Source organism: Mesorhizobium sp. ESP7-2 (assembly GCF_020164715.1).
Taxonomy (GTDB): Bacteria; Pseudomonadota; Alphaproteobacteria; order Rhizobiales; family Rhizobiaceae; genus Mesorhizobium.
Genome location: NZ_JAIUGQ010000025.1, coordinates 76,402 through 96,878 on the forward strand (window position 1 = coordinate 76,402; position 20,477 = coordinate 96,878).

General features: G+C 63.9%; 18 protein-coding genes. 10 read left to right on the plus strand and 8 right to left on the minus strand.

Features of this window, described 5'->3' with window-relative positions; translation table 11 throughout:
- Positions 1 to 32: 32 nt before the first annotated feature.
- Together LB543_RS21995 and LB543_RS22000 are read right to left on the minus strand one after the other, a co-directional pair.
- Positions 33 to 2,120 carry a PAS domain S-box protein gene (locus LB543_RS21995; protein ID WP_224615534.1) on the minus strand — a complete coding sequence of 696 codons (2,088 nt, stop codon included), beginning with the start codon at positions 2,118 to 2,120 and terminating at the stop codon, positions 33 to 35.
- A gap of 79 nt (positions 2,121 to 2,199) precedes the next feature.
- Positions 2,200 to 2,973 (minus strand): response regulator, encoded by a 774-nt coding sequence (locus LB543_RS22000; protein WP_224615535.1) that lies wholly within the window; start codon positions 2,971 to 2,973, stop codon positions 2,200 to 2,202.
- Positions 2,974 to 3,018: 45 nt separating this feature from the next.
- Between LB543_RS22000 and LB543_RS22005 the strand changes: the two genes are divergently transcribed.
- On the plus strand, positions 3,019 to 3,720 hold the full coding sequence (locus tag LB543_RS22005; RefSeq protein WP_224591307.1) for a response regulator transcription factor: 702 nt from the start codon (positions 3,019 to 3,021) through the stop codon (positions 3,718 to 3,720).
- Positions 3,721 to 3,791: 71 nt separating this feature from the next.
- Here LB543_RS22005 and LB543_RS22010 read toward each other — a convergent pair whose 3' ends face one another.
- Positions 3,792 to 3,959: a hypothetical protein gene (locus LB543_RS22010; protein WP_224615536.1), complete on the minus strand. Its 168-nt coding sequence runs from the start codon at positions 3,957 to 3,959 to the stop codon at positions 3,792 to 3,794.
- 41 nt (positions 3,960 to 4,000) lie between these two features.
- Complete coding sequence (locus tag LB543_RS22015; RefSeq protein WP_224615537.1) at positions 4,001 to 4,333, minus strand: hypothetical protein; 333 nt, start codon at positions 4,331 to 4,333, stop codon at positions 4,001 to 4,003.
- A gap of 339 nt (positions 4,334 to 4,672) precedes the next feature.
- Here LB543_RS22015 and LB543_RS22020 point away from each other — a divergent pair, with 339 nt between their 5' ends.
- Entirely contained in the window at positions 4,673 to 5,128 is a 456-nt protein-coding gene (locus LB543_RS22020) for a L,D-transpeptidase (protein ID WP_224615538.1), read from the plus strand.
- Positions 5,129 to 5,233: 105 nt separating this feature from the next.
- Here LB543_RS22020 and LB543_RS22025 read toward each other — a convergent pair whose 3' ends face one another.
- Together LB543_RS22025 and LB543_RS22030 are read right to left on the minus strand one after the other, a co-directional pair.
- Positions 5,234 to 8,317 carry an efflux RND transporter permease subunit gene (locus LB543_RS22025; RefSeq protein ID WP_224615539.1) on the minus strand — a complete coding sequence of 1,028 codons (3,084 nt, stop codon included), beginning with the start codon at positions 8,315 to 8,317 and terminating at the stop codon, positions 5,234 to 5,236.
- Entirely contained in the window at positions 8,314 to 9,663 is a 1,350-nt protein-coding gene (locus tag LB543_RS22030) for an efflux RND transporter periplasmic adaptor subunit (protein WP_140809585.1), read from the minus strand. Before LB543_RS22030 ends, LB543_RS22025 begins: the two co-directional genes overlap by 4 nt.
- Before the next feature lie 146 nt (positions 9,664 to 9,809).
- Here LB543_RS22030 and LB543_RS22035 point away from each other — a divergent pair, with 146 nt between their 5' ends.
- A complete protein-coding gene (locus LB543_RS22035; RefSeq protein ID WP_140809583.1) occupies positions 9,810 to 10,343 on the plus strand; it encodes a TetR/AcrR family transcriptional regulator in 534 nt (177 codons plus the stop codon).
- Positions 10,344 to 10,520: 177 nt separating this feature from the next.
- On the plus strand, positions 10,521 to 12,131 hold the full coding sequence (locus tag LB543_RS22040; RefSeq protein ID WP_140809582.1) for an inorganic phosphate transporter: 1,611 nt from the start codon (positions 10,521 to 10,523) through the stop codon (positions 12,129 to 12,131).
- A 250-nt stretch (positions 12,132 to 12,381) separates the two neighbouring features.
- On the opposite strand, the gene LB543_RS22045 is transcribed toward LB543_RS22040, so the two are convergent.
- Together LB543_RS22045 and LB543_RS22050 are read right to left on the minus strand one after the other, a co-directional pair.
- Positions 12,382 to 13,542 carry a patatin-like phospholipase family protein gene (locus tag LB543_RS22045; RefSeq protein ID WP_224615540.1) on the minus strand — a complete coding sequence of 387 codons (1,161 nt, stop codon included), beginning with the start codon at positions 13,540 to 13,542 and terminating at the stop codon, positions 12,382 to 12,384.
- Entirely contained in the window at positions 13,535 to 14,323 is a 789-nt protein-coding gene (locus LB543_RS22050) for an acetoacetate decarboxylase (protein WP_140809578.1), read from the minus strand. The genes LB543_RS22045 and LB543_RS22050 overlap by 8 nt, the downstream gene beginning before the upstream one ends.
- 220 nt (positions 14,324 to 14,543) lie before the next feature.
- Here LB543_RS22050 and LB543_RS22055 point away from each other — a divergent pair, with 220 nt between their 5' ends.
- The 6 genes from LB543_RS22055 to LB543_RS22080 form a co-directional block, all read left to right on the plus strand.
- Positions 14,544 to 15,332, plus strand: coding sequence for a 3-hydroxybutyrate dehydrogenase (locus LB543_RS22055; RefSeq protein WP_140809576.1), 789 nt, complete (start codon positions 14,544 to 14,546; stop codon positions 15,330 to 15,332).
- A 69-nt stretch (positions 15,333 to 15,401) separates the two neighbouring features.
- Complete coding sequence (locus LB543_RS22060) at positions 15,402 to 16,163, plus strand: phosphodiesterase (protein ID WP_224615541.1); 762 nt, start codon at positions 15,402 to 15,404, stop codon at positions 16,161 to 16,163.
- 276 nt (positions 16,164 to 16,439) lie between these two features.
- The gene (locus tag LB543_RS22065) at positions 16,440 to 17,768 is read left to right on the plus strand and encodes an NAD(P)H-dependent oxidoreductase (protein WP_224615542.1); all 1,329 of its coding nucleotides are present in this window, start codon (positions 16,440 to 16,442) and stop codon (positions 17,766 to 17,768) included.
- 2 nt (positions 17,769 to 17,770) lie between these two features.
- A complete protein-coding gene (locus tag LB543_RS22070) occupies positions 17,771 to 18,799 on the plus strand; it encodes a thiamine pyrophosphate-dependent dehydrogenase E1 component subunit alpha (RefSeq protein ID WP_224591288.1) in 1,029 nt (342 codons plus the stop codon).
- Positions 18,799 to 19,797 carry an alpha-ketoacid dehydrogenase subunit beta gene (locus LB543_RS22075; RefSeq protein WP_224591285.1) on the plus strand — a complete coding sequence of 333 codons (999 nt, stop codon included), beginning with the start codon at positions 18,799 to 18,801 and terminating at the stop codon, positions 19,795 to 19,797. Before LB543_RS22070 ends, LB543_RS22075 begins: the two co-directional genes overlap by 1 nt.
- A 3-nt stretch (positions 19,798 to 19,800) precedes the next feature.
- Positions 19,801 to 20,477, plus strand: a 677-nt coding sequence (locus LB543_RS22080) for a biotin/lipoyl-containing protein (RefSeq protein ID WP_224615543.1), incomplete at its 3' end; no start/stop codon positions are given.

Here is a 20,477-nt window from a genome sequence, read left to right on the forward strand (position 1 = left end):
CTCCCGCCGCGATGTCGGCCGGGGGCCTCTTTTTATGCTTTCAAAGCGGCCTGCTCGGCAATGGTCGAAAGCACGCTGCGCACGTCCAGCGTGCTGAACGGCTTTTCGAGGATCTGTGGTCGCTGCTGCGCCGGCAAGGCTTCGATTTCAGCCTTCGCGCCGATGAGGTCGCCGGTGACCAGCACGAAGCGCCGCGCCAGGTCGGGCCGCTCGGCGAGCAGTTCGCGGTAGATAGAAATGCCTGATGTGCCGGGCATGCGCAGATCCGAAAAGACGATGTCCGGCGGCATGTGACCGCTCAAGGTGGCGGCGCCCGATTCCCATACCGGCGCGATCCGCGACTTGATGCCCATCAATTCGAGAATGTCGGACAAGGAGCCGGCGACGTCAGGCTCATCATCGATGATCAGCGCATGGCGCAGGCCGCTCGATCGTGGCTGGCTTTCGCCAGCGGCGGCGATGCCCGCCGAGATGGCCGGCAACTGGACGACGAAACGCGCGCCTCTCGGCTGCACTTCCTCGAACCAGACATTGCCGTTGTGCCGCTCGATGATGGATTTCGAAATCGACAGGCCGATCCCGGTGCCCACACCGACCGGCTTGGTGGTGAAATAGGATTCGAAAATGCGCGAACGGATGGCTTCGGGAATGCCGGGCCCGTTGTCCTCGACCGAGAAGCAGGGATTGCCCCGGTCGCCGCGGAAGCTCCGCACCTTGATCAGCCGGTCGCCGGCGATGCCAGCCAGGGCATGCTGGCTGTTGATGAGGAAATTGGCCGCCACCTGCGTCACGTGGTCGGCGTCGGCCATGGCCAGCAGGGGACCCGGCGCGAAATCGGTGTCGATGATGATGCCGCTCGAGCGCGCGCCGTAGGCGGTCACCTCGAGAGCGGCGCGGATCACCTGGTTGAGATCGGTCTCGGTCTGCGCCGCGGGATGGAGGCGGACCATCGACAGGAAGCTCTTGACGATGCGCCCGCAGCGCTCGGCGGCGGCGCGCACTTTTTCGGCACGGACCTTGGTCTGCGGGTCCGAGGCGAATTCATGCAGCAGCGTCGATTGCGCGACCACAACCGCCAGCGGGTTGTTGAGCTCGTGCGAAACGCCCGCGAGCAGCGAGCCCATCGCAGCCATCTTCTCGTTCTGGTGCAGCTTCTCGCGCTGCCGGTTGATCTCCTCCTCGGCGCGCAGCCTCTCGCGCAAGTCGCGGATGGAGCCGAAGATCAGCCGGCGGTCGGCGACCCGCATCTCGGTCGCCGTCAGCTCGATTGGGAAGACCTCGCCGGCGGCATTCTGCGTCACCGTCTCGAGCCGCTGGCCGACCATCGGCGCTCCGCGGCCGGACATGTAGTCGGCGCCTGAGGCATAACCCTTGCGGTAGTATTCCGGAACGACGGTGTCGAGCAGGTCCTTGCCGAGAATGTCGCTGCGCTGGAAGCCGAACATCTTTTCCGCGGCCGGATTGAATTCGATGATCGACCCGGCCTCGTCGATGACGATGATGGCATCGAGCGAGGCCTGCAGCATGGTGCGGCGGATCACCTCGCTGGCGTGGGCGTCGGAGGGGGAGTGTTCGATGGCGTCGCCGATGGCGAGCGCGATGATGTGCAGCGTCGCCTCTTCCTCGTCGGTCCATTCACGCTCCTCGACGCAATCATTGACGGCGAGCGTGCCCCACAGATGGCCGTGCGCGAAGACGGATACCGACAGGAACGACTTGATGTTCTGCTTTTCGAAATCGGCTCTCAGGAACCCTTCGAGATCGCGCGTGTGCCCGGCGAAGACCTTGCCCTGTCGCTCATCCTCGGCCAGCCGCTCCAGCAGCGGATCCGAATTGACGATCGACTGCATGATGACGGTCGGTGAGGCCAGTTCGCCGCCGAAATCGGGGTCGATCCAGTAGGCGGCGACCGACTGGGCGAAACCTTGGCCGGGCAATTCGCGCAGGCGGAACAGGATACCGCGCTGGCACTCCATGGCGTCGCACAGCGTTTCCAGTATGCCGTCCATTTCGCGCTGCCAGTCGCCGGCCTCGCGCAGCCGGCGCACGACACGCACGGCCGCCATGGCCGCGCCTTGCCTGAAGCCCTGCATATCCGTGCTTGCTGTCTCGCCCGTCATTGTCAGCCGTCATTCCAGAGTCACGTCAATTCGATCGGCTGGCGACGGCTGCGGAGTGGAAACCCTGTGGGTCTGACGCTCAGTTGCCGTCGCCGGTCGGCAGCGAGAAGATATAGCCTTCGCCGCGCACCGTGCGCAGGAATTTCGGGTTGGCCGGATCAGTCTCGATCTTCTTGCGCAGCCGCATGATGCGGATATCGACGGCGCGCGATGATTCCGGATCCTCGGTGAAGCCGATCGCCTCGGAGATCGCGGCCCTGGTCAGCAGCCGGTTGGCGCGGGTCAGGAAAACCTCCAGCACGTCGAACTCGCTCTTGGCCATGTCGATCACCGTGCCGTTGGCGCCGGTGACCAGCCTGCCGTCGAGATCGGCCTGGAAGGAACCGAAAGCGACGGAGCGGCGGTCGGTCCTGGCTTTCCCGTCCTGCGGCTCCGTCGGCTGCGGGACACGGCGCAGCACGCTACGCACCCTGGCCAGCACTTCGCGCAGTTCATACGGCTTGACGATATAGTCGTCGGCGCCAAGCTCCAGCCCGACGATGCGGTCGAGCGCGGTGCCGGCGGCGGTCGCATAGATGATGCCGATCGGCATTTTCGAGCGCAGCCAGCGGCCGAGCGACAGGCCATCCTCGCCCGGCATGGCGATGTCGAGGATGGCCAGATGGAAGGGCTGCGTCTCGATCAGGCTGCGCGCGGCGGCCGCGGTTTCCGCGGTCGCCACGTCATAGCCGGCGGCGCCGAGATACTCGGCGACCGCGTCCCTCAGGTCGGGCTCGTCCTCGACGATGACAATTCTTGCCCGCACGATGCTCTCGCTCCCACTTTCAGTGGAAAGTAGATTGGGTATAAACATGATGTCCAGCACTCATATCCGGTTGCCAGGGAACGGTTGGAAAACATGGCCGCACGAGCCGTCATCGCGCTTGTTTCCGTCGCCGACGTCGTGGCGACCGAGCTTGCCGACCATCTCGAGCGGCGCGGTCATGACGTGCGCCAGGCGCGGCAGCCCTGGGAGGCGGAATCGCTGCTGGCGGGCGGAGGCATCGATGTCGTCGTCGTCGGCGACAGCCTCAGCCAGGCGGAAGGGCGGGATCTGCTCAGGCGTTATGGCGGCCAAGGCGGGGGAAGCGCGTATGGACCGGATTTCATCCTGATATGCCGGCCGGCCGATCTCCTCGACAAGGTGCTGGCGCTCGAACTCGGCGCCGCCGACGTCGTCGAAAGTCCACTCAATGTCAGGGAACTCGCCGCGCGTGTCGGCGGCCTGCTTTCGCGGCGCGGCAGGGGCACCCAGGAACTGATCGTGCTGGAGAACGCGACCGTCGATCTGAGATCGGCGATCGTCATGCATCGCTCGGGTACGCAGGAGCAGCTCTCGCCCGGCCAGGTGGCGCTGCTCAGGCTGTTCCTGGCGAGCCCGCGCAAGGTGCTGACGCGTGACGACATTATCGCAGCCGCGCCGGCCGAGAATGCCGACGCCTTCGATCGCTCGATCGACTCGCGTATCGTGCGGCTGCGCCGCAAGCTCGACACCGAGACCATCACCACCATACGCGGCGCCGGCTACAGGTTCGATCCGCCACGGCAGTTCGCCGACTGACGGCTGTCTTTTCCAGCTGGCTCCCCGGATCAGCATCGGACTTTCCATTTCCGCGCCGATGCCCGCGAGATTCAGCGCACCACCAGCAATGACGGGCCCGAGGCCATGTCGCCGCCGGCGGCGAACTCGCTTGCGTGGGCGCGCTCCTTGAGGAGCACGCTGGCGAGCGCGGCAAAGCCGAGCAGGCCCTGCGCATAGAGCAGCGCGGAAAGCACGGAAGCTGCGAATTTTGTTTTCATGATTGGATTTCCCCAAAAAGATGACTGTGTCGCGGGTCGCTTCAGGAAACTCCCGAAGTGCCCGCGCCGCCCACGGAGCCCCCCGTCACGGCGCGGGCCTTCGGTCCTCTCGGCAGCAAGTTGCCGGAGGGGCCGCGCAATGCCAGCAGCCGAAGGCCAACCCGCCAGAGGGCCTTCAACCGGGCGATGCGCAGGCTGGAAACGATCCAGACCGTGGCGCAAAACAGAGCGACGTGCAGGGTCGAAATCTCACTCGAACTCATCGCCGCCAGCTTCGCCACTTGCCCGCCGGCAATGGTGCCGACGCCGCCGATGGCCGCCGCAGCGATGCTGATCCTGAAGAGCCAGGACCGCGTGTTCGTTTTCGTTCCCATGGTCGTTGCCGTCTGTTTTCGTTGCGTCAACTTTTGCCTCCGGTCCGTATCCGGATCATGCCGCCAAATCCGCGCTTTGTTGCAGTTTGGTTTCGAAACCGGCCTGGATCCTTTCATATGGTGGAGTTCGAACTTTCGTTTCGGGGCGAATAACTATGTGCGTCGTTCTCGATCCCTTATTTGGGGTGCGGGCAATGCCGACGATGCGGGTCGGCTTGTTAACCAGAGGAAACAAATTCGAAACACAAACGAGCATTTCGCGAAATCCCGCCGAAACATGCCGCATGGATAAGCCGCTCATCGAATTGGAGCCGGCCGGCCGGCAGAGAGAGGGACGTCATGCGCACCACCATTTCCGCAAAACTCATCAACATCACCGCCGCGGCGCTCATGGGCAGCGCGCTTCTGTTCGGCGCCAACGCCGCTCATGCCGCCAACAGCATCGTGGCGCGCGTTTCGCTGTCGCAGCAGGTCATGGAAGTCTCGGTCGACGGCCGGCCGACGTTCGCCTGGAAGGTTTCCACCGGCGACAGGGCCCATGTCACGCCGACCGGCTCGTTCAAGCCGACGCGCATGCATGAGATGTGGTATTCGAAGAAGTACGACAACGCGCCGATGCCGCATTCGGTCTTTTTCAGCGGCGGCTACGCGGTTCACGCCACCTATGCCATCAAGCGTCTCGGCCAGCCAGCCTCGCATGGCTGCGTACGGCTGCATCCGGACAATGCCGCCGATTTCTACCAGCTCGTCGAGACCTTCGGAGCGGCCAACACCAGCATCGTCATCGTCAAGTAGCAGGCAGGTTGCCGCATTCGGACATGTGCCGGAGTTGCTGGAGCGACCGCCAAAAAAAGAGGCCGGGAAAATCCCGGCCTCTTTTTGTTTCTTGCGCCTTGCGCCTCAGCTCGGCAGTGCCGGCATCAGCTTCGGATCCGGCTTTTCCGCCAGATTCGGCAGGTCCTTGCTGGCGATGAAGGTGTAGAACATGGGCACGACGAAGAGCGTGAACATGGTGCCGACCAGAATGCCGGTGAAGATGACCAGGCCCATCGAATAGCGGGCCGCGGCACCGGCGCCGCTGGAAACGATCAGCGGCACCACGCCCAGCGCCATCGCCGCCGTCGTCATCAGGATCGGCCGCAGGCGCACCTTGGCCGAGGCGATGATGGCATCACGCCGCCGCATGCCGTGGATTTCGCGCTGCTGGTTGGCGAATTCGACCAGCAGGATGCCGTGCTTGGTGATCAGGCCGATCAGCGTGATCAGGCCGACCTGGGTATAGATGTTGAGCGTGCCGAGGCCCAGATTGAGCGGCACGATCGCGCCGAAGATCGACAATGGCACCGCCATCATGATGATCAGCGGATCGCGGAAGCTTTCAAACTGCGCCGCCAGCACCAGGTAGATGACGATGACGGCCGCGCCGAAAGCAATCAGGATCGTGTTGCCCTGTTCCTTCTCCTGCCGGGATTGGCCGGAATAGTCGATGAAGAAGGTATCGGGCAGGCTCTCCCTGGCAATGTCCTCGAGGACTTTCAAACCGTCGCCCGTGGTGACGCCGGGCAATGGCAGCGCCGAGATCGTCGACGAGTTCAACTGGTTGAACTGCTCGATCGCCGCCGGCGAGGCATTGGTCGAAATCTTCACCACGGCCGACAGCGGCACCATCTCGCCCGTTACGCTGCGCACGAAGTATTCGCCGAGCTTTTCGGGGTTGTCGCGGAACTCCTGCGGCACCTGCGGGATGATGTCATAGCTGTTGGAGTCGCGGTCAAACTGCGCCACTTCGGCGCCGCCGACCAAAAGCGTCAGCGTCCGGCCGATATCGGCGATCGGCAGGTTGAGCGCGGCGGCGCGGTCGCGGTCGGTGGTCACCGTTACCTGTGGTGCGTCATAGGCCATCGAATTCTGCACGACGATGAAGCGGCCCGAGGCTTGCGCCTTGTTCTTGATCTTCTCGGCTTCCTCGTACACCTGAGCGGAATCGCCGATCGAGCGCACCACCATGGAGATGGGCAAGCCACCGCCGGAGCCCGGCAACGTCGGCGGCGCGAAGACAAACGCCTGGACGCCCGCCACCTTGGCGATGCGAGCCGTGATGTCGGCCTGCAGCTGCTTCGAATTGCGCTTCCGCTCCGCCCAATCCTTGAAGGCAAAACCGACGAAGGCGCTGTTGGTCGTGCCGCCGAACGCGACGGCCGAGAACTGCGCCCGGGTTTCGGGAATATCCTTCACCAGGCCCAGGATCTGGTTGACATAGGTCTCGGTGTAATCGGAAGTCGCATAGCGCGGCGCCGTCACGAGCGAGAGCAGGAAGCCCTGGTCCTCTTCCGGCGCCAGTTCCGTCGAGGTCTTGGTGAACATGAAGCCGGTCACGCCGACAAGCGCCAGCACGATGAGCAGCGTCAGCGGGCGATAGTTCAGAGACCCGGTGACGGCGCGCTCATAGACGTGCTCGACGCGCGAGAAGGTGCCGTCGACGATACGCTGGAAACGACCGGCATTGCCGGGCTTCAGCAGGCGCGCCGACATCATCGGCGTGATGGTGATGGCGATGACGCCCGACAATACCACCGACCCGGCAAGCGTCACCGCGAATTCGCGGAACAGGGCGCCGGTCAGGCCGCCGGTGAAGGCCAGCGGCGCGAACACCGCCGCCAGCGTCATGGTCATGGCGACGATGGCCGACGCGATCTCACGCATGCCGCTGAAGGCCGCCTGCATGGGCGGCATGTTGTCTTCTTCCATGTGGCGATGGATGTTTTCCACCACCACGATGGCGTCGTCAACGACAAGACCGATCGCCAGCACCATGGCCAGCAGCGACAGAAGGTTGATCGAATAGCCCACCGCGAACAGAAGGAAGCAGACGCCGATCAGCGACAGCGGGATGGTGATGATCGGCATCATCACCGAGCGGAACGAGCCGAGGAACAGGAGGATGACGACGACGACGATGGCAACCGCCTCGGCGATGGTCTTGAACACCTCGTCGATCGAGGCGCTGATCTGCCCGGTCGCGTCGTAGACGACCTCGATCGTCATGCCTTTGGGCAGCGTTTCCTGGATCTGCGGGACGAGCTTGGTGAGCGCCGCCGCAGTGGTCAGCGGGTTGGCCGCCGGGGTCGGGAAGATGGCGAGGAAGGTCCCCGGCTTGCCGTTGAAGGAGACCCTGGTGTCGGTGTTCGCGGCTGCCAGTTCGACACGAGCCACGTCGCGCAGGCGCACGACATTGCCGTCGGTCGAGCGCAATGGCAGCTCGGCGAAGGCCTGCGGTGTCTGCAGCGTCGAGCGCACGGTGATCGAAGAGACAACATATTCGTTCTGGGTGTTGCCCGGCGCCGACAGGAAGTTGGAATTGTTGATCGCCGTCAGCACTTCGGCTGCCGTCACGCCGCGCGCGGCAAGCCTGACCGGGTCGATCCAGACGCGCATCGAGTATTCCTGGGCGCCGAAGATCTGCACATCGGCGACGCCTTCGACGGTCGACATGCGGGGCCTGATGACGCGCTCGATATATTCGGTCAGCTGCTCCTTGGTCATGTTCGGATTCTGCATCGAGATGTACATCATCGCGAACTGCTGACCCGTACCCTTGACGATGACCGGGTCCTTGGAGGCGTCCGGCAAGGTGCCGCGCACGCCCTGGACCTTGGACAGCACTTCGGTCAGCGCCACGTCAGGGTTGGAGCCGAGCTTCATCTGCACCGTCACGGTGCTGGAGGACGGACGGCTGGACGATGTGACGTAGTCGATGTTCTCGGTCGAGGCGACGGCGCGCGCGATCGGGGCGGAAATGAAGCCCTGGATCAGGTCGGCGCTGGCGCCCGGATAGGCCGTCGTGATGGTGATCGCCGTTTCGTCGACCTTCGGATACTGCCGGATCGACAGGTTGAAGATGCCCTGGAAACCGAGCAGCAGGATCATGCAGGCAAGGACTGTCGAAAGAACGGGCCGGCGGATGAAGAGATCGGAAAAGCTCATTGCTGGTCGGCCTGCTTGTTCGCCGATTTGGTCGGGTCGATGGTGTTGTCGACGTTGACGGTCATGCCGTTGAAGAGGCGGTTCTGGCCCGCGGTGACGACCTCGTCTCCGGCCTTCAGCCCTTCGACGATCTCGACCATGCCCTGATTGCGGCGGCCGGGCTTGACGAAGACCTGCGACAGCACCAACACGGGCTTGTCGCCTTCCGCCGCCGGCTTGGCCGGATCGGTCGCTGCTGGCTTGGCTGCGTCTGCCGGCTTGGTGGCATCAGCCGCCGGCTTCATGGCATCGGCCGGCTTCATTGCGTCTGCAGGCTTAGCGTCTGCAGGCTTGGCGTCAGCCGGCTTGTCGGTGGCCGCCGCGGCTGGCTTTCCTTCCGGCTTGGCTGGCTGCGCCGGGGCAGCGCCGGCGGGTTTCGCCGGCTGCACCACGAATATGTAGTCGCCATAGAGACTGGTGGTCAGCGCCGTCTGCGGCAGGGACAGCACGTTCTGCTCCTCCGGCAGTTCGACGCGCACCTGTACGAACTGGCCGGGGGTCAGCTTGCCGTCGGGATTGGCGACTTCCGCCCGGATGTTCACCAGCCGGCTGGAGGGGTCGATCTTGGGGTCGATGCCGCGAATGGCACCGGCAAAGGGCATGTTGTCGCTGCCGCCAAGGCCCAGGCGGACCGTCTGGCCGATCTTGAGCAGCGGCAGCTGCTGTTCGGGAACCGAGAAGTCGACTCGCATCGTGTCGAGGTCCTGCAGCGTCACCACCGCGGTGCCGGGCGACAGGTACTGGCCGAGGTCGATCTTCGGAATGCCGACCGTGCCGGTGAAAGGCGCGGTAAGCTGCTTCTGGTCGAGCACGGCCTGCAGCCTGGTGACCTGGGACGCCGAAGCGGACGCCGCCGCGCGCGCGGTGTCCAGCGTCGAGTCGGAGCCGACACCACGCTTTGTCAGTTCGATGGCGCGGGTCAGCGTGGTCTGATCGAGCGCCGCCTGCGCCTTCTGCGCATCCAGATCGGCGCGCTCGACGGCGTCGTCGAGTTGCAGCAGCACCGCATTGGCCGTCACCTTCTGGTTGGCATGGAAAGGGATTTCCTTGACGATGCCGGCGGTCTCGACCGTCAGGTCGACACCGCGCACGGCCCGCACCGTACCGATCGCCTCGACGCCGGGCGTCCAGCTCGACGGCTTGACGATGGTCGTCGACACGGTCGCCGCCGGCGGCTTCATGGTGGCGAAATACTGCTTGATGCCGTTGTCGCGCAGGAAGTTGAAGCCGACGATGCCGCCGACCACAATGACGAGCACGGCAAGGACCACAATAATGATAAAGATACGGAGTATGCGCTTGAACAAGGAAGTCCCCTCAGTCGAAAATCCGGCGCGTAGCACGGACATCGGGACACATACCGACTGCGGGTCCCGATTTCCAATGGTGGCGGTCTTACTGTACCGTCTGGACGGTCTTGTCAATTGGGCCTAAGCTTGCGATGGGAGGCGCCATGAAAGCCCAAAGACCGAACTCGCGCGAGAAGATTCTCGCTGCGGCGGCTGATGTTGCCCGGGAATCCGGGCCCGGTAGCCTGTCGCTCGATGCCGTCGCCAGCCGCGCCGGCGTGTCGAAGGGTGGGCTGCTCTACAATTTCCCGACCAAGGCCAAATTGATGCAGGGCCTCGTCGAAGACTATCTGCGCGATTTCGAGCAAGCGCTGGAAACCGCGAACAGCAACGACAATGGCAAAAATCCCCTCGCCGTCTATATCAGGCTGTCGGCAGAGGATTGCGAGGAGAAGCAGCCGTCGGCATCCTGGATCTTTTCCGCGATCGCCGAGGATCCCGATTTCATGACGCCGATAAAGACATTCAAGCGGCAGCTTTTCGAGCGCCTGAAGGGCGAGGCGCCGGACCTCAAATCGCTGCTGGTCTGCTATCTCGCCATCGAAGGACTGCGCAGCATGAACCTGTTCGATTCGGACGTGCTGTCGAAGGACGAACGGGAACTCTTGGTATCGTCACTTCTCGACATCGCCAAATAGCGCCAGTCCGAAGACCCCTGGTCGATCGCGCTTGGCGCGGCGATCCTAAAGACACGCTCCGGTCCCGCTTGAAGGAGACCCCCCGCAAGGCAGAGCCTCTCCCGGCGTCACACAGGGTTCATCGTCCGGACATAGCGTCTTTTCCAGTTCTTTGCTGCAATGCAACAGGAGTGGGACATGGTGGACATAGTTTCCAGTGAGGCGGGCATTCCGAGGCCGGATCATCCGCTGGACAGTTCGGGCGGCGCGAAGTGGTTCCTGCCGGCCTTCGGTATGCTGGTGCTGGTCGGCGTGGTCTATGTCGGCTACGCGCTGAGCCAGGATCTAGCGGTGGCCAAGACCGTGCCGTGGATCCTGCTCGGCATCGCCTTGCTGATCGCGCTCGGCTTCGAGTTCGTCAATGGTTTCCACGACACCGCCAATGCGGTGGCGACGGTCATCTACACGCGCTCCCTGCCGGCGGAATTCGCCGTCATGTGGTCCGGCGCCTTCAATTTCCTCGGCGTTCTCACCTCCAGCGGCGCGGTCGCCTTCGGCATCCTGTCGCTGCTGCCGGTCGAACTGATCCTGCAGGTCGGCTCTTCCTCCGGCTTCGCCATGGTGTTCGCACTGCTGGTGGCCGCGATCCTGTGGAACCTCGGCACCTGGTTCCTCGGCCTGCCGGCGTCGAGCTCGCATACCATGGTCGGCTCGATCATCGGCGTCGGCCTTGCCAACCAGTTCATGGCACCTGCCGGCAGCGCCACCAGCGGCGTCGACTGGTCGCAGGCGACCAATGTTGGCGTGACCTTGCTGGTGTCGCCGATCATCGGCTTCTTCGCCGCCGCGATCCTGCTCTATGCGATGAAGCTTCTCGTCCGCAATCCGGCGCTCTACGAGGCGCCGAAGGGCAATGCGCCGCCGCCCTGGTGGATCCGCGCGCTGCTGATCTTCACCTGCACCGGCGTCAGCTTCGCGCATGGCTCCAATGACGGACAAAAGGGCATGGGCCTGATCATGCTGATCCTGATCGGCGTGGTGCCGACCGCCTATGCGCTGAACCGTACCCCCGACATCAACTATCTCGAAGCCTACAAATCGGCTTCGGTCAGCGTGGAGACCGCGCTGGGCAAATATGTGAAGCCCGGTGCCACCGTCGCCGACGCGAAGGATGCCAAGGCAGCCGTGCAGGATGCCGTGCGCACCCGGACCTGGAGCGACAAGACGACCGTCGCGCTGCAGAGCTACATCCATAGTACAACGGCCGAGCTGCAGCCTTACGCTTCGGTCGACACCGTGCCGACCGATCTGGTGAGCAACGCCCGCAACGACATCTATCTGATCGGCGAGGCGCTGAAACTGATCGACAAGAAGCAGTTGCTGCCGATGGAGGCCGCCGATCTCAAGGCGGTCACCGATTATCACAAGGCCGTCGACAATGCGACGAAGTTCATCCCGATATGGGTGAAGGTCGCGGTGGCACTGGCGCTTGGCCTGGGCACCATGGTCGGCTGGAAACGCATCGTCGTCACGGTCGGCGAGAAGATCGGCAAGAGCCACCTGACCTACGGCCAGGGCGCTGCCGCCGAACTCGTCGCGATGGTCACCATCGGCATGGCCGACCGTCTGGGTCTGCCGGTGTCGACGACCCATGTGCTGTCATCCGGCGTCGCCGGTACGATGGCGGCGAACGGCTCGGGCCTGCAATGGTCGACGGTTCGCAATCTGCTGCTCGCCTGGGTGCTGACCCTGCCTTGCTCGATCGCGCTCGCCTTCGTGCTGTTCATCGTCTTGCGTCAAGTGTTCTGAGCGGGCGACTTAAGCGACGACAGTACAGACGGCGCCAAGTTGGCGCCGTCTCGTTTTCCAGGGCTGGGCTATGATCGCTGCAATTCGGATGGCCGTAATGAACGACGCATCGCATCTGATCTTGTTTCGAGCTGGCGCTGCTGATCGTGGGGCGACCGGCCGTTCTACTGGCTCTTGCTGCGGACCGGCGCCAAGCTAAGATTCTGAACCGGGCTCAGTATTCCGAGCCTGCCGTTTCCGGCCTGAAAGTTCAGGTCGGATCTTCGCGATGCAGATCGTGGATGGTGACGCCGTCGGCATTGGTCGGCAGCATCAGCCACTTCTTGTGGCGCAGCGTGCGCTCGGTATCCTCGAGGCCCATCTCCCAATGTTCGCGCATCGAGGTGCCCGAAAACTCGTAGTCCTTGGCGTGGCCCTCATAGCCTTTGTGCTGGTAGATCAGGTGGACGATGTTGACGACGCCGGCGTCGGAATAGTCGGCGATCAGCTCTTGCTCGCCGTCCTTGAGCTGCTCCGGCGGCACGCGCTTCAGCGCATCGAGCAGCTTCATCTTCAGCGCATGGATGCGCTCGAAATTGTCGGTGTTCTGCCGCGTGCGGCTCGAATACATGATGTCCTTGTGGCGCGACAGCACGTCGGCCATGCCGCGCGGCAGCACGCCGCGGGCACTGAACAGATCGACCTGGAAGACCAGCGAGGAACGGTCCTCTTCCTGGTCGAGCAGATATTGCAGCGGGGTGTTGGAGACGATGCCACCATCCCAGTAATATTCGCCCTCGATGCGGATCGAGGGGAAGGCCGGCGGCAGCGCGCCGCTGGCCATGATGTGCTCCGGCTCGATACGCACCTTCTCGGTGTCGAAATAGACGAAGTTGCCGGTCCTGACATTGACCGCGCCAACGCTCAGCCGCTTCCTGCCGTCGTTCAGCACGTCGAAGTCGATCAGGCTCTCCAGCGTGTCCTTCAACTCGGCGGTGTCGTAGAAGCTGGTGGCGCCTTCCGCTCCCGACAGCTGGAACCAGGGATTGGGATTGCGCGGTTTGAAGAAACCAGGCTGGCCCATCGTCATAGTCATCAACGACGAGGTCTGGTTGCGGATATCGCGGTAGATGTCACCTTCGGGCGTGTAGGACCAGATCTTGCGGCCAGAAATCGTCTGCCAGAACTGTTCAAGCCGCTGCAGCCGGCGGCTCGGTTCATTGCCGGCGATGATCGCGGCATTGATGGCGCCGATCGAGACGCCGGATAACCAGCTCGGTTCGCAACCGGCGTCGGCAAGCGCCTGATAGACCCCTGCCTGATAGGCGCCGAGCGCGCCGCCGCCCTGAAACACCAGCGCAATGCGGTCATACTGCGCCGTGATTTCCTCGATGGTGGCGGCGGCTGCCTTGTTGCGGTTACGCTCAAGCACTGACTCTCTCCAGCTGGGTTGCGCTGGCAGCGGAGCGGCCGTGGTCAGCGAGGTAATCATGCACGACTTCGCCCAGGCCGAGCGTCAGATCGGCCTTGAAATGAACCGCCGACACGATGTCGAGCACGGGCAGCTTCGCCACGTCGGCCATGACATGGGGCCGCAGATCGAGCGCCGCCGGTGCCGTCCAGGCTTCCTTCAGCGTGATATCGGTGAGGTAGTAGCGGACCAACTCGCAGATGCGCGGCGTGCCGTCGACATGCGGGATGATCTTGATCAGGAAATTGGGGGTGGCGAGCGAAGCGAGCACCTGGTCATGATCAGCCTCGCGGTGCTTGTAGCCCATCGTGCCGGTGGCGCAGAGCACGCTGCCATAGTGCAGCGTGCCGACGATCACCTCGCCTTCATGGACGATCTTGGGATTGGCGAGCTTTTTCGGGAACCCCCACAGCTCACGGCCGCCGGCGATCGGCGCGTCGTCGTCGAGATACATCGAGTGGACGTAGCCGCCATGCTGGCCCTTGTAGCGTACCGGGATGACCTGGCCGGTCTCGGTGTAGTCGCCGAAGCCCGTGGAGTCCGGCATGCGGATGAACTCGTACTTGACCAGCGGCTCGTCGATCTCCAGCGGCGCCGGCACGACGGCTTCGAGCGCTTCGCGTGTCGTGCGATAGGTGATGATGATATATTCGCGGTCGAAGAAACGATAGGGGCCTGGCGGGAAGGAGGGATTGGTGAGCGGCATCGCATAGGCGCGCTTCACGACATCGGCGATTTCCATCCAGGTGCCCCCAACGGTTCGAAAATGACCCGCGCGAATGCGCTGGCAAATATGTTGCACGGCACCATGACAACGCCGTGTCACCTCGAAGACGCCCTTTCGCGGAGCCGGCAAAGGCCATCGCGGGGCTGTAATCGACCCGACATATGGCCGTGGCATTGTCGTGTTGCGCCGCACAAACTATTCTCAACAGTCCCTCCCACCTCTTGCGAGATCTCCCATGGGTTCCCTGTCTTCGAAGAATGCGCTTGTCACCGGCTCGACCAGCGGCATCGGCCTGGCAATCGCCCGCGCCTTTGCCGCCGAGGGCGCCAACGTCACCATCAACGGTCTTGGCGACGCCGCTGCCATCGAGCAGGAGCGCGCAGGCATCGAGAAGGATTTCGGCGTCAAGTGCCGCTACTCCGATGCCAACATGATGGATGGCGCCGCGGTCACCGCCATGATCCACGACGCCGAAGAGGCGTTCGGCAGCCTCGACATCCTGGTCAACAATGCCGGCATCCAGCATGTGGCGCCGATCGAGGCGTTTCCCGACGACAAATGGGAAGCCATCATCCGCATCAACCTGCTTGCCGCCTTCTACGCCATCAAGGCCGTGGTGCCGGGCATGAAGAGCCGCAAATGGGGCCGCATCATCAACACGGCCTCGGCCCATGCGCTGGTCGCCTCGCCGTTCAAGTCGGCCTATGTCTCGGCCAAGCATGGCATATCGGGCCTGACCAAGACGGTGGCGCTGGAAGTCGCGCAGGACGGCATCACCGTCAACGCGATCGCGCCCGGCTATGTCTGGACGCCGCTGGTCGAAAAGCAGATCCCCGACACGATGAAGGCGCGCGGCATGACCGAGGAACAGGTCAAGCACGACGTGATGCTTGCCGCGCAGCCGACCAAGGAATTCGTCACCGTGGAAGAGCTTGCGGCATTGGCATTGTTCCTGTGTTCGGACGCGGCCAGGCAGATCACCGGCACGACCTTGCCGATGGACGGTGGCTGGACAGCACAGTAGAGCTGGTCGAAACATGTCGCCTTCAGGGCGCCGCCAAGGGGTAACGGCAGGAAGGCAGTGCGCGGACCCATGAAAATCATCCAGCTCTCCGATCCGCATCTGATGACGCCGGGAGGCCTTCTCTACGGCTCCGATCCGCTCGCCCGGCTGGTGGCCTGCCTGGCGGATATCGGCAGGAACCATGCCGATGCCGATCTGGTGGTGATATCAGGCGACCTGACCAATGGTGGCGAGCGCGCCGCTTATACGGCGTTGCGGGAGGCATTGGCGGGGTTCGCGCCGCCTTGCCGGCTGATGCTCGGCAACCACGACGACAGGGCACTTTTTCTCGAGATGTTCCCGCAAGCGCCAGCCGAGCGCGGGTTCGTCCAGAGCGTTTTCGACGGCAGCGACGGCCGCCTGATCCTGCTCGACACGCTGGACAGCGGACATGTCGAGGGCAGGCTGTGCTCGGCACGGCTGGGCTGGCTGGACGAGAAGCTGCAGGAGGCGCGCGACCGGCCGGTCTTCGTCTTCATGCACCACCCACCGTTCCGGATCCACATGCCGGTGCTCGACGAGGTCAGGCTCGCCGACGCCGATGCCTTCGATGACATTCTCCGGCGCCACGGCAATATCGGCCACATTTTCGCTGGCCACGTCCATCGACTGATCGCCGGCAGTTGGCGCGGCATACCCGTCAGCACGCTGCGCAGCACCAACCATCAGAGCGCGCTCGATTTTTCGGACAGCTGGCGGCTGGGTCACGAGCCACCCGCCTATGCCGTGATCTTCATCGAAGCGGAGGGCGTTATCGTGCATTTCCACGATTTCCTGGACGGCAGCGCCTAGCGCAAGCCCGCGCCGCCGGCGCCGCCTGTTCCTGCGTCGGCGCTGCGAGGCGATGCAATTCGTTCCAGCCTGGAGATACCGGTCGGCGCTCGCACATGCCGAGCCCGACAGATTGCGCGGTTGCCGGCTTTCCACATCCTCTTTTCCGCCTCGCCAGGCGCGCCGGGAAAGTGCTGCAAAAGCTCTTGAATTTGGACATTAGTCTTGACAGAAATACAGATGTTCAATACCCGTCAGGCAATTGAACAAGCCTGCATTATGGGAGGATTGAGTGGTATGGCTTCCAATGTTTCGTTGACGGGCCTTGCCCGCGATCTCGAGGAACGCGGCAAATCGGGCAAGCCGATCCGCATCGGTCTGATCGGGTCGGGCGAGATGGGAACCGACATCGTCACCCGTGTCGCCCACATGTCGGGCATCGAGATCGGCGCCATCTCCGAGCTGAACCTGCCCGCCGCCAGCAAAGCGGTGGACATCGCTTTCCAGGAAACCGGCCATGCGCGCGAAGTGTCGAACGCTTCGGCGATGACGGCTGCGATGGAGGCCGGCAAGGTGGCGGTCACCAACGACGCCAGCCTGGTCATCAACAACGATCTCATCGATGTCGTCATCGATGCCACCGGCGTTCCCGCCGTCGGCGCCGAGATCGGCTTGCGCGCCATGGAGCATGGCAAGCATCTGGTGATGATGAATGTCGAGGCCGACGTCACCATCGGCGCTTATCTCAAGAGCGAGGCCGACCGGCTCGGCGTCACCTATTCGCTGGGCGCCGGCGATGAGCCGTCCTCCTGCATGGAACTGATCGAATTCGTTTCGGCCATGGGCCACCCGATCGTCGCCGCCGGCAAGGGCAAGAACAATCCGCTCAACATCGACGCCACGCCGCCAGCCTATGAGGAAGAGGCCCGGCGCCGGCACATGAATGTGCGCATGCTGGTCGAGTTCGTCGACGGCTCCAAGACCATGGTCGAGATGGCGGCGATCGCCAACGCCACCGGCCTGGTGCCCGACAAGGCCGGCATGCATGGCCCGGCCGCGACGCTCGGCGAATTGAACAAGGTGCTGGTGCCGCAGAAGGACGGTGGCGTGCTGTCGAAGGTCGGCGTCGTCGACTATTCGATCGGCAAGGGTGTCGCACCCGGCGTGTTCGTCGTCGCCGACATGTCGCACCCGCGCATCTCGGAGCGCATGGAAGATTTGAAGATGGGCAAGGGCCCGTACTTCACCTTCCACCGCCCCTACCACCTGACCTCGCTCGAAGTGCCGCTGACCTGCGCCCGCGTCGTGCTCTACGGCAAGGCCGACATGGTGCCACTGGCCAAGCCGGTGGCCGAAGTCTGCGCGGTAGCCAAGAAAGACATGCAGCCCGGCGAGAAGCTCGATGCGATCGGCGAATATTGCTACCGCGCCTGGATCATGACGGCGCCGGAAGCGCATGCCGCGAGGGCCATTCCCTGCGGCCTGCTGCAGGGCGGTTCGGTGACGGCGCCGATCAAGAAGGGCGAGTTGATCACCTACGCCAATGCCGCCCCGGCCCCGGGCTCCAAGATCGCCGAATTGCGCGCCCGCCAGGACAAGCTCGTCTACGGAACCGTGGAGGCGTAGTCATGGCTGGAGCCAGCAAAGCCGTCGCGGACAGCCGCGCCAACCTGCCCTTCGTCTATCGCCAGTACAGCGCCGAGCAGCTGAAGCAGGTGCTCTACAAGATGTACCTCATCCGCCGCTTCGAAGAGGGCGCGGAGGAAAGCTACACGCGCGGCCTCATCCACGGCACCATGCATCTGTCGATCGGCCAGGAGGCCAGCGCCATGGGCATATGCATGCCACTTGGCGAGGATGACCAGATCACCTCGACCCATCGCGGCCATGGCCATTGCATCGCCAAGGGTGCCGAGGTCAAGCGCATGTTCGCCGAGTTCTTCGGCAAGACCACCGGCTACTGCAAGGGCCGCGGCGGCTCGATGCACATCGCCGATGTGGCCAAGGGCAATCTCGGCGCCAACGGCATTGTCGGCGGCGGCATTCCGATCGCGGTCGGTGCGGCGCTCTCCTCCAAGATGATGAAGACCGGCAAGGTCGTGGTGTCCTTCTTCGGCGACGGCGCCAACAATGAAGGGGCCTTCCACGAGGCGCTCAACATGGCCGCGGTCTGGAAGTTGCCGGTGATTTTCGTGTGCGAGAACAATGGCTACGGCATGTCGACATCGACGGCCCGCTCCACCGCGGTCAAGAACATCGCCGATCGCGCCGCCGCCTATTCGATGCCGGGCGTCATCGTCAACGGCAACATATTCTCCGAAGTCGCCGAGGCCTCGCACAAGGCTGTCGAGCGCGCCCGTGCGGGCGAGGGGCCGACGCTGATCGAGTCCAAGACCTACCGCCATCGCGGCCATTCCAAGAGCGACCGCAACCGCTACCGCACCAAGGAAGAGATCGAGGACTGGATGTCGAACCGTGACCCGATCACGCTGTTCGAGAACGAGCTGCGGGAATTCGGTTTCATCGACGACAAGGGCATAGAGGCCATCCGCGAGGCGGTGGCGCGGGAGATCGCCGACGGCATCGAATTCGCCAAGGCAAGCCCCTCGCCCGACGTCAGCGAGACCGGAAATTACGTGTATACGGAGCAGGCGTGATGGACGCGATGGTGCGTGAACTGAGCTACGCCCAGGCGATCCAGGAAGCCATGGCGATCGCCATGGACATGGACGAGCGCGTCTTCCTGATGGGCGAGGATATCGGCGTCTATGGCGGCGCCTTCCAGGTGACGGGCGACCTGGTCGAGCGCTACGGCACTGAGCGGGTGATGGACACGCCGATCTCGGAACTGGGCGGCGCTGGCGTCGCCGTCGGGGCGGCCGTCACCGGCATGCGGCCAATCTTCGAATTCCAGTTTTCCGATTTCGCCACGTTGGCCATGGAACAGATTGTCAACCAGGCGGCCAAGATGCGGTTCATGCTGGGCGGCGAGGTTTCGGTCCCCGTCGTGATGCGCTTCCCCGCCGGCTCCGGCACGGGCGCTGCCGCGCAGCACAGCCAGAGCCTGGAAGCCTGGCTCGGCCATGTGCCGGGCCTGAAGGTCATCCAGCCGGCGACGCCCTACGATGCCAAGGGCATGCTCCTGGCGGCCGTCGCCGATCCCGATCCGGTGATGATCTTCGAGCACAAGCTGCTCTACAAGATGAAGGGGCCGGTGCCGGAAGGATATTACACCGTGCCGATCGGAAAGGCCGACATCCGCCGCGAGGGCCGCGACCTCACCATCGTCGCCACCTCGATCATGGTGCGGAAGGCGCTCGACGCCGCCGCCACGCTGGAAGCCGAAGGCATCGACGTCGAAGTCGTCGACCTCAGGACCATCCGGCCGATGGACAGGCAGACCGTCATCGACAGCGTCAAGAAGACGTCGCGGCTGATGTGCGTCTATGAAGCGGTCAAGACCCTGGGCATCGGCGCCGAGGTCAGTGCCATGATCGCCGAGAGCGAGGCGTTCGATTATCTCGATGCGCCGATCGTGCGACTGGGCGGTGCGGAAACGCCGATCCCCTACAATCCGGAGCTGGAAAAGGCCACGGTGCCGCAGGTTCCCGACATCATCACCGCCGCGCGCGACCTCGTCAAAGGGGTTCGCTGAGACATGCCGACCGAAGTCATTCTTCCCAAGGTCGACATGGACATGGCGACCGGACAGATCTCGCGCTGGTTCGCCGAGGAAGGCGCGCACGTCAAGAAGGGCGACGTGCTGTTCGAGATCGAGACCGACAAGGCAGCGATGGAGATCGATGCGCCGGCCAGTGGCGTGCTTCGCGACGTGACCGGCAAGGAAGGCGTCGACATTCCGGTCGGCGCCCCGGTTGCGTGGATCTATGCCGACGGTGAGGTTTATGGGAATAAGGCGCCAATCTCCCCCCTCGCGGGGGAGATGTCGGCCAAGCCGACAGAGGGGGGCGCTGTCCCGCCAACTGCCGGGAGCGAGGCGCCCCCCTCTGGCCTGCCGGCCATCTCCCCCACGAGGGGGGAGATCGGCCAATCACCGGGCGGCCGCGCGACGCCGCTGGCTCGCCGTCTGGCGCGCGAGGCGGGCCTCACCCTTTCAGCCATATCCGGCACCGGCCCGCATGGCCGTGTGGTCAAGGCGGACATCGACGCGGCGATTGCCAAGGGCGGCGCCAAGGAAGTTCCAGCGGTCGCGTCCGAAGCTCCCGTCCCTGCCGCATCCGAGCCGGCGGTGAAGCCGATGTCGGACGACCAGGTGCTGAAGCTGTTCGAGCAGGGCTCTTATGACCTCGTCCCGCATGACGCCATGCGCAAGAC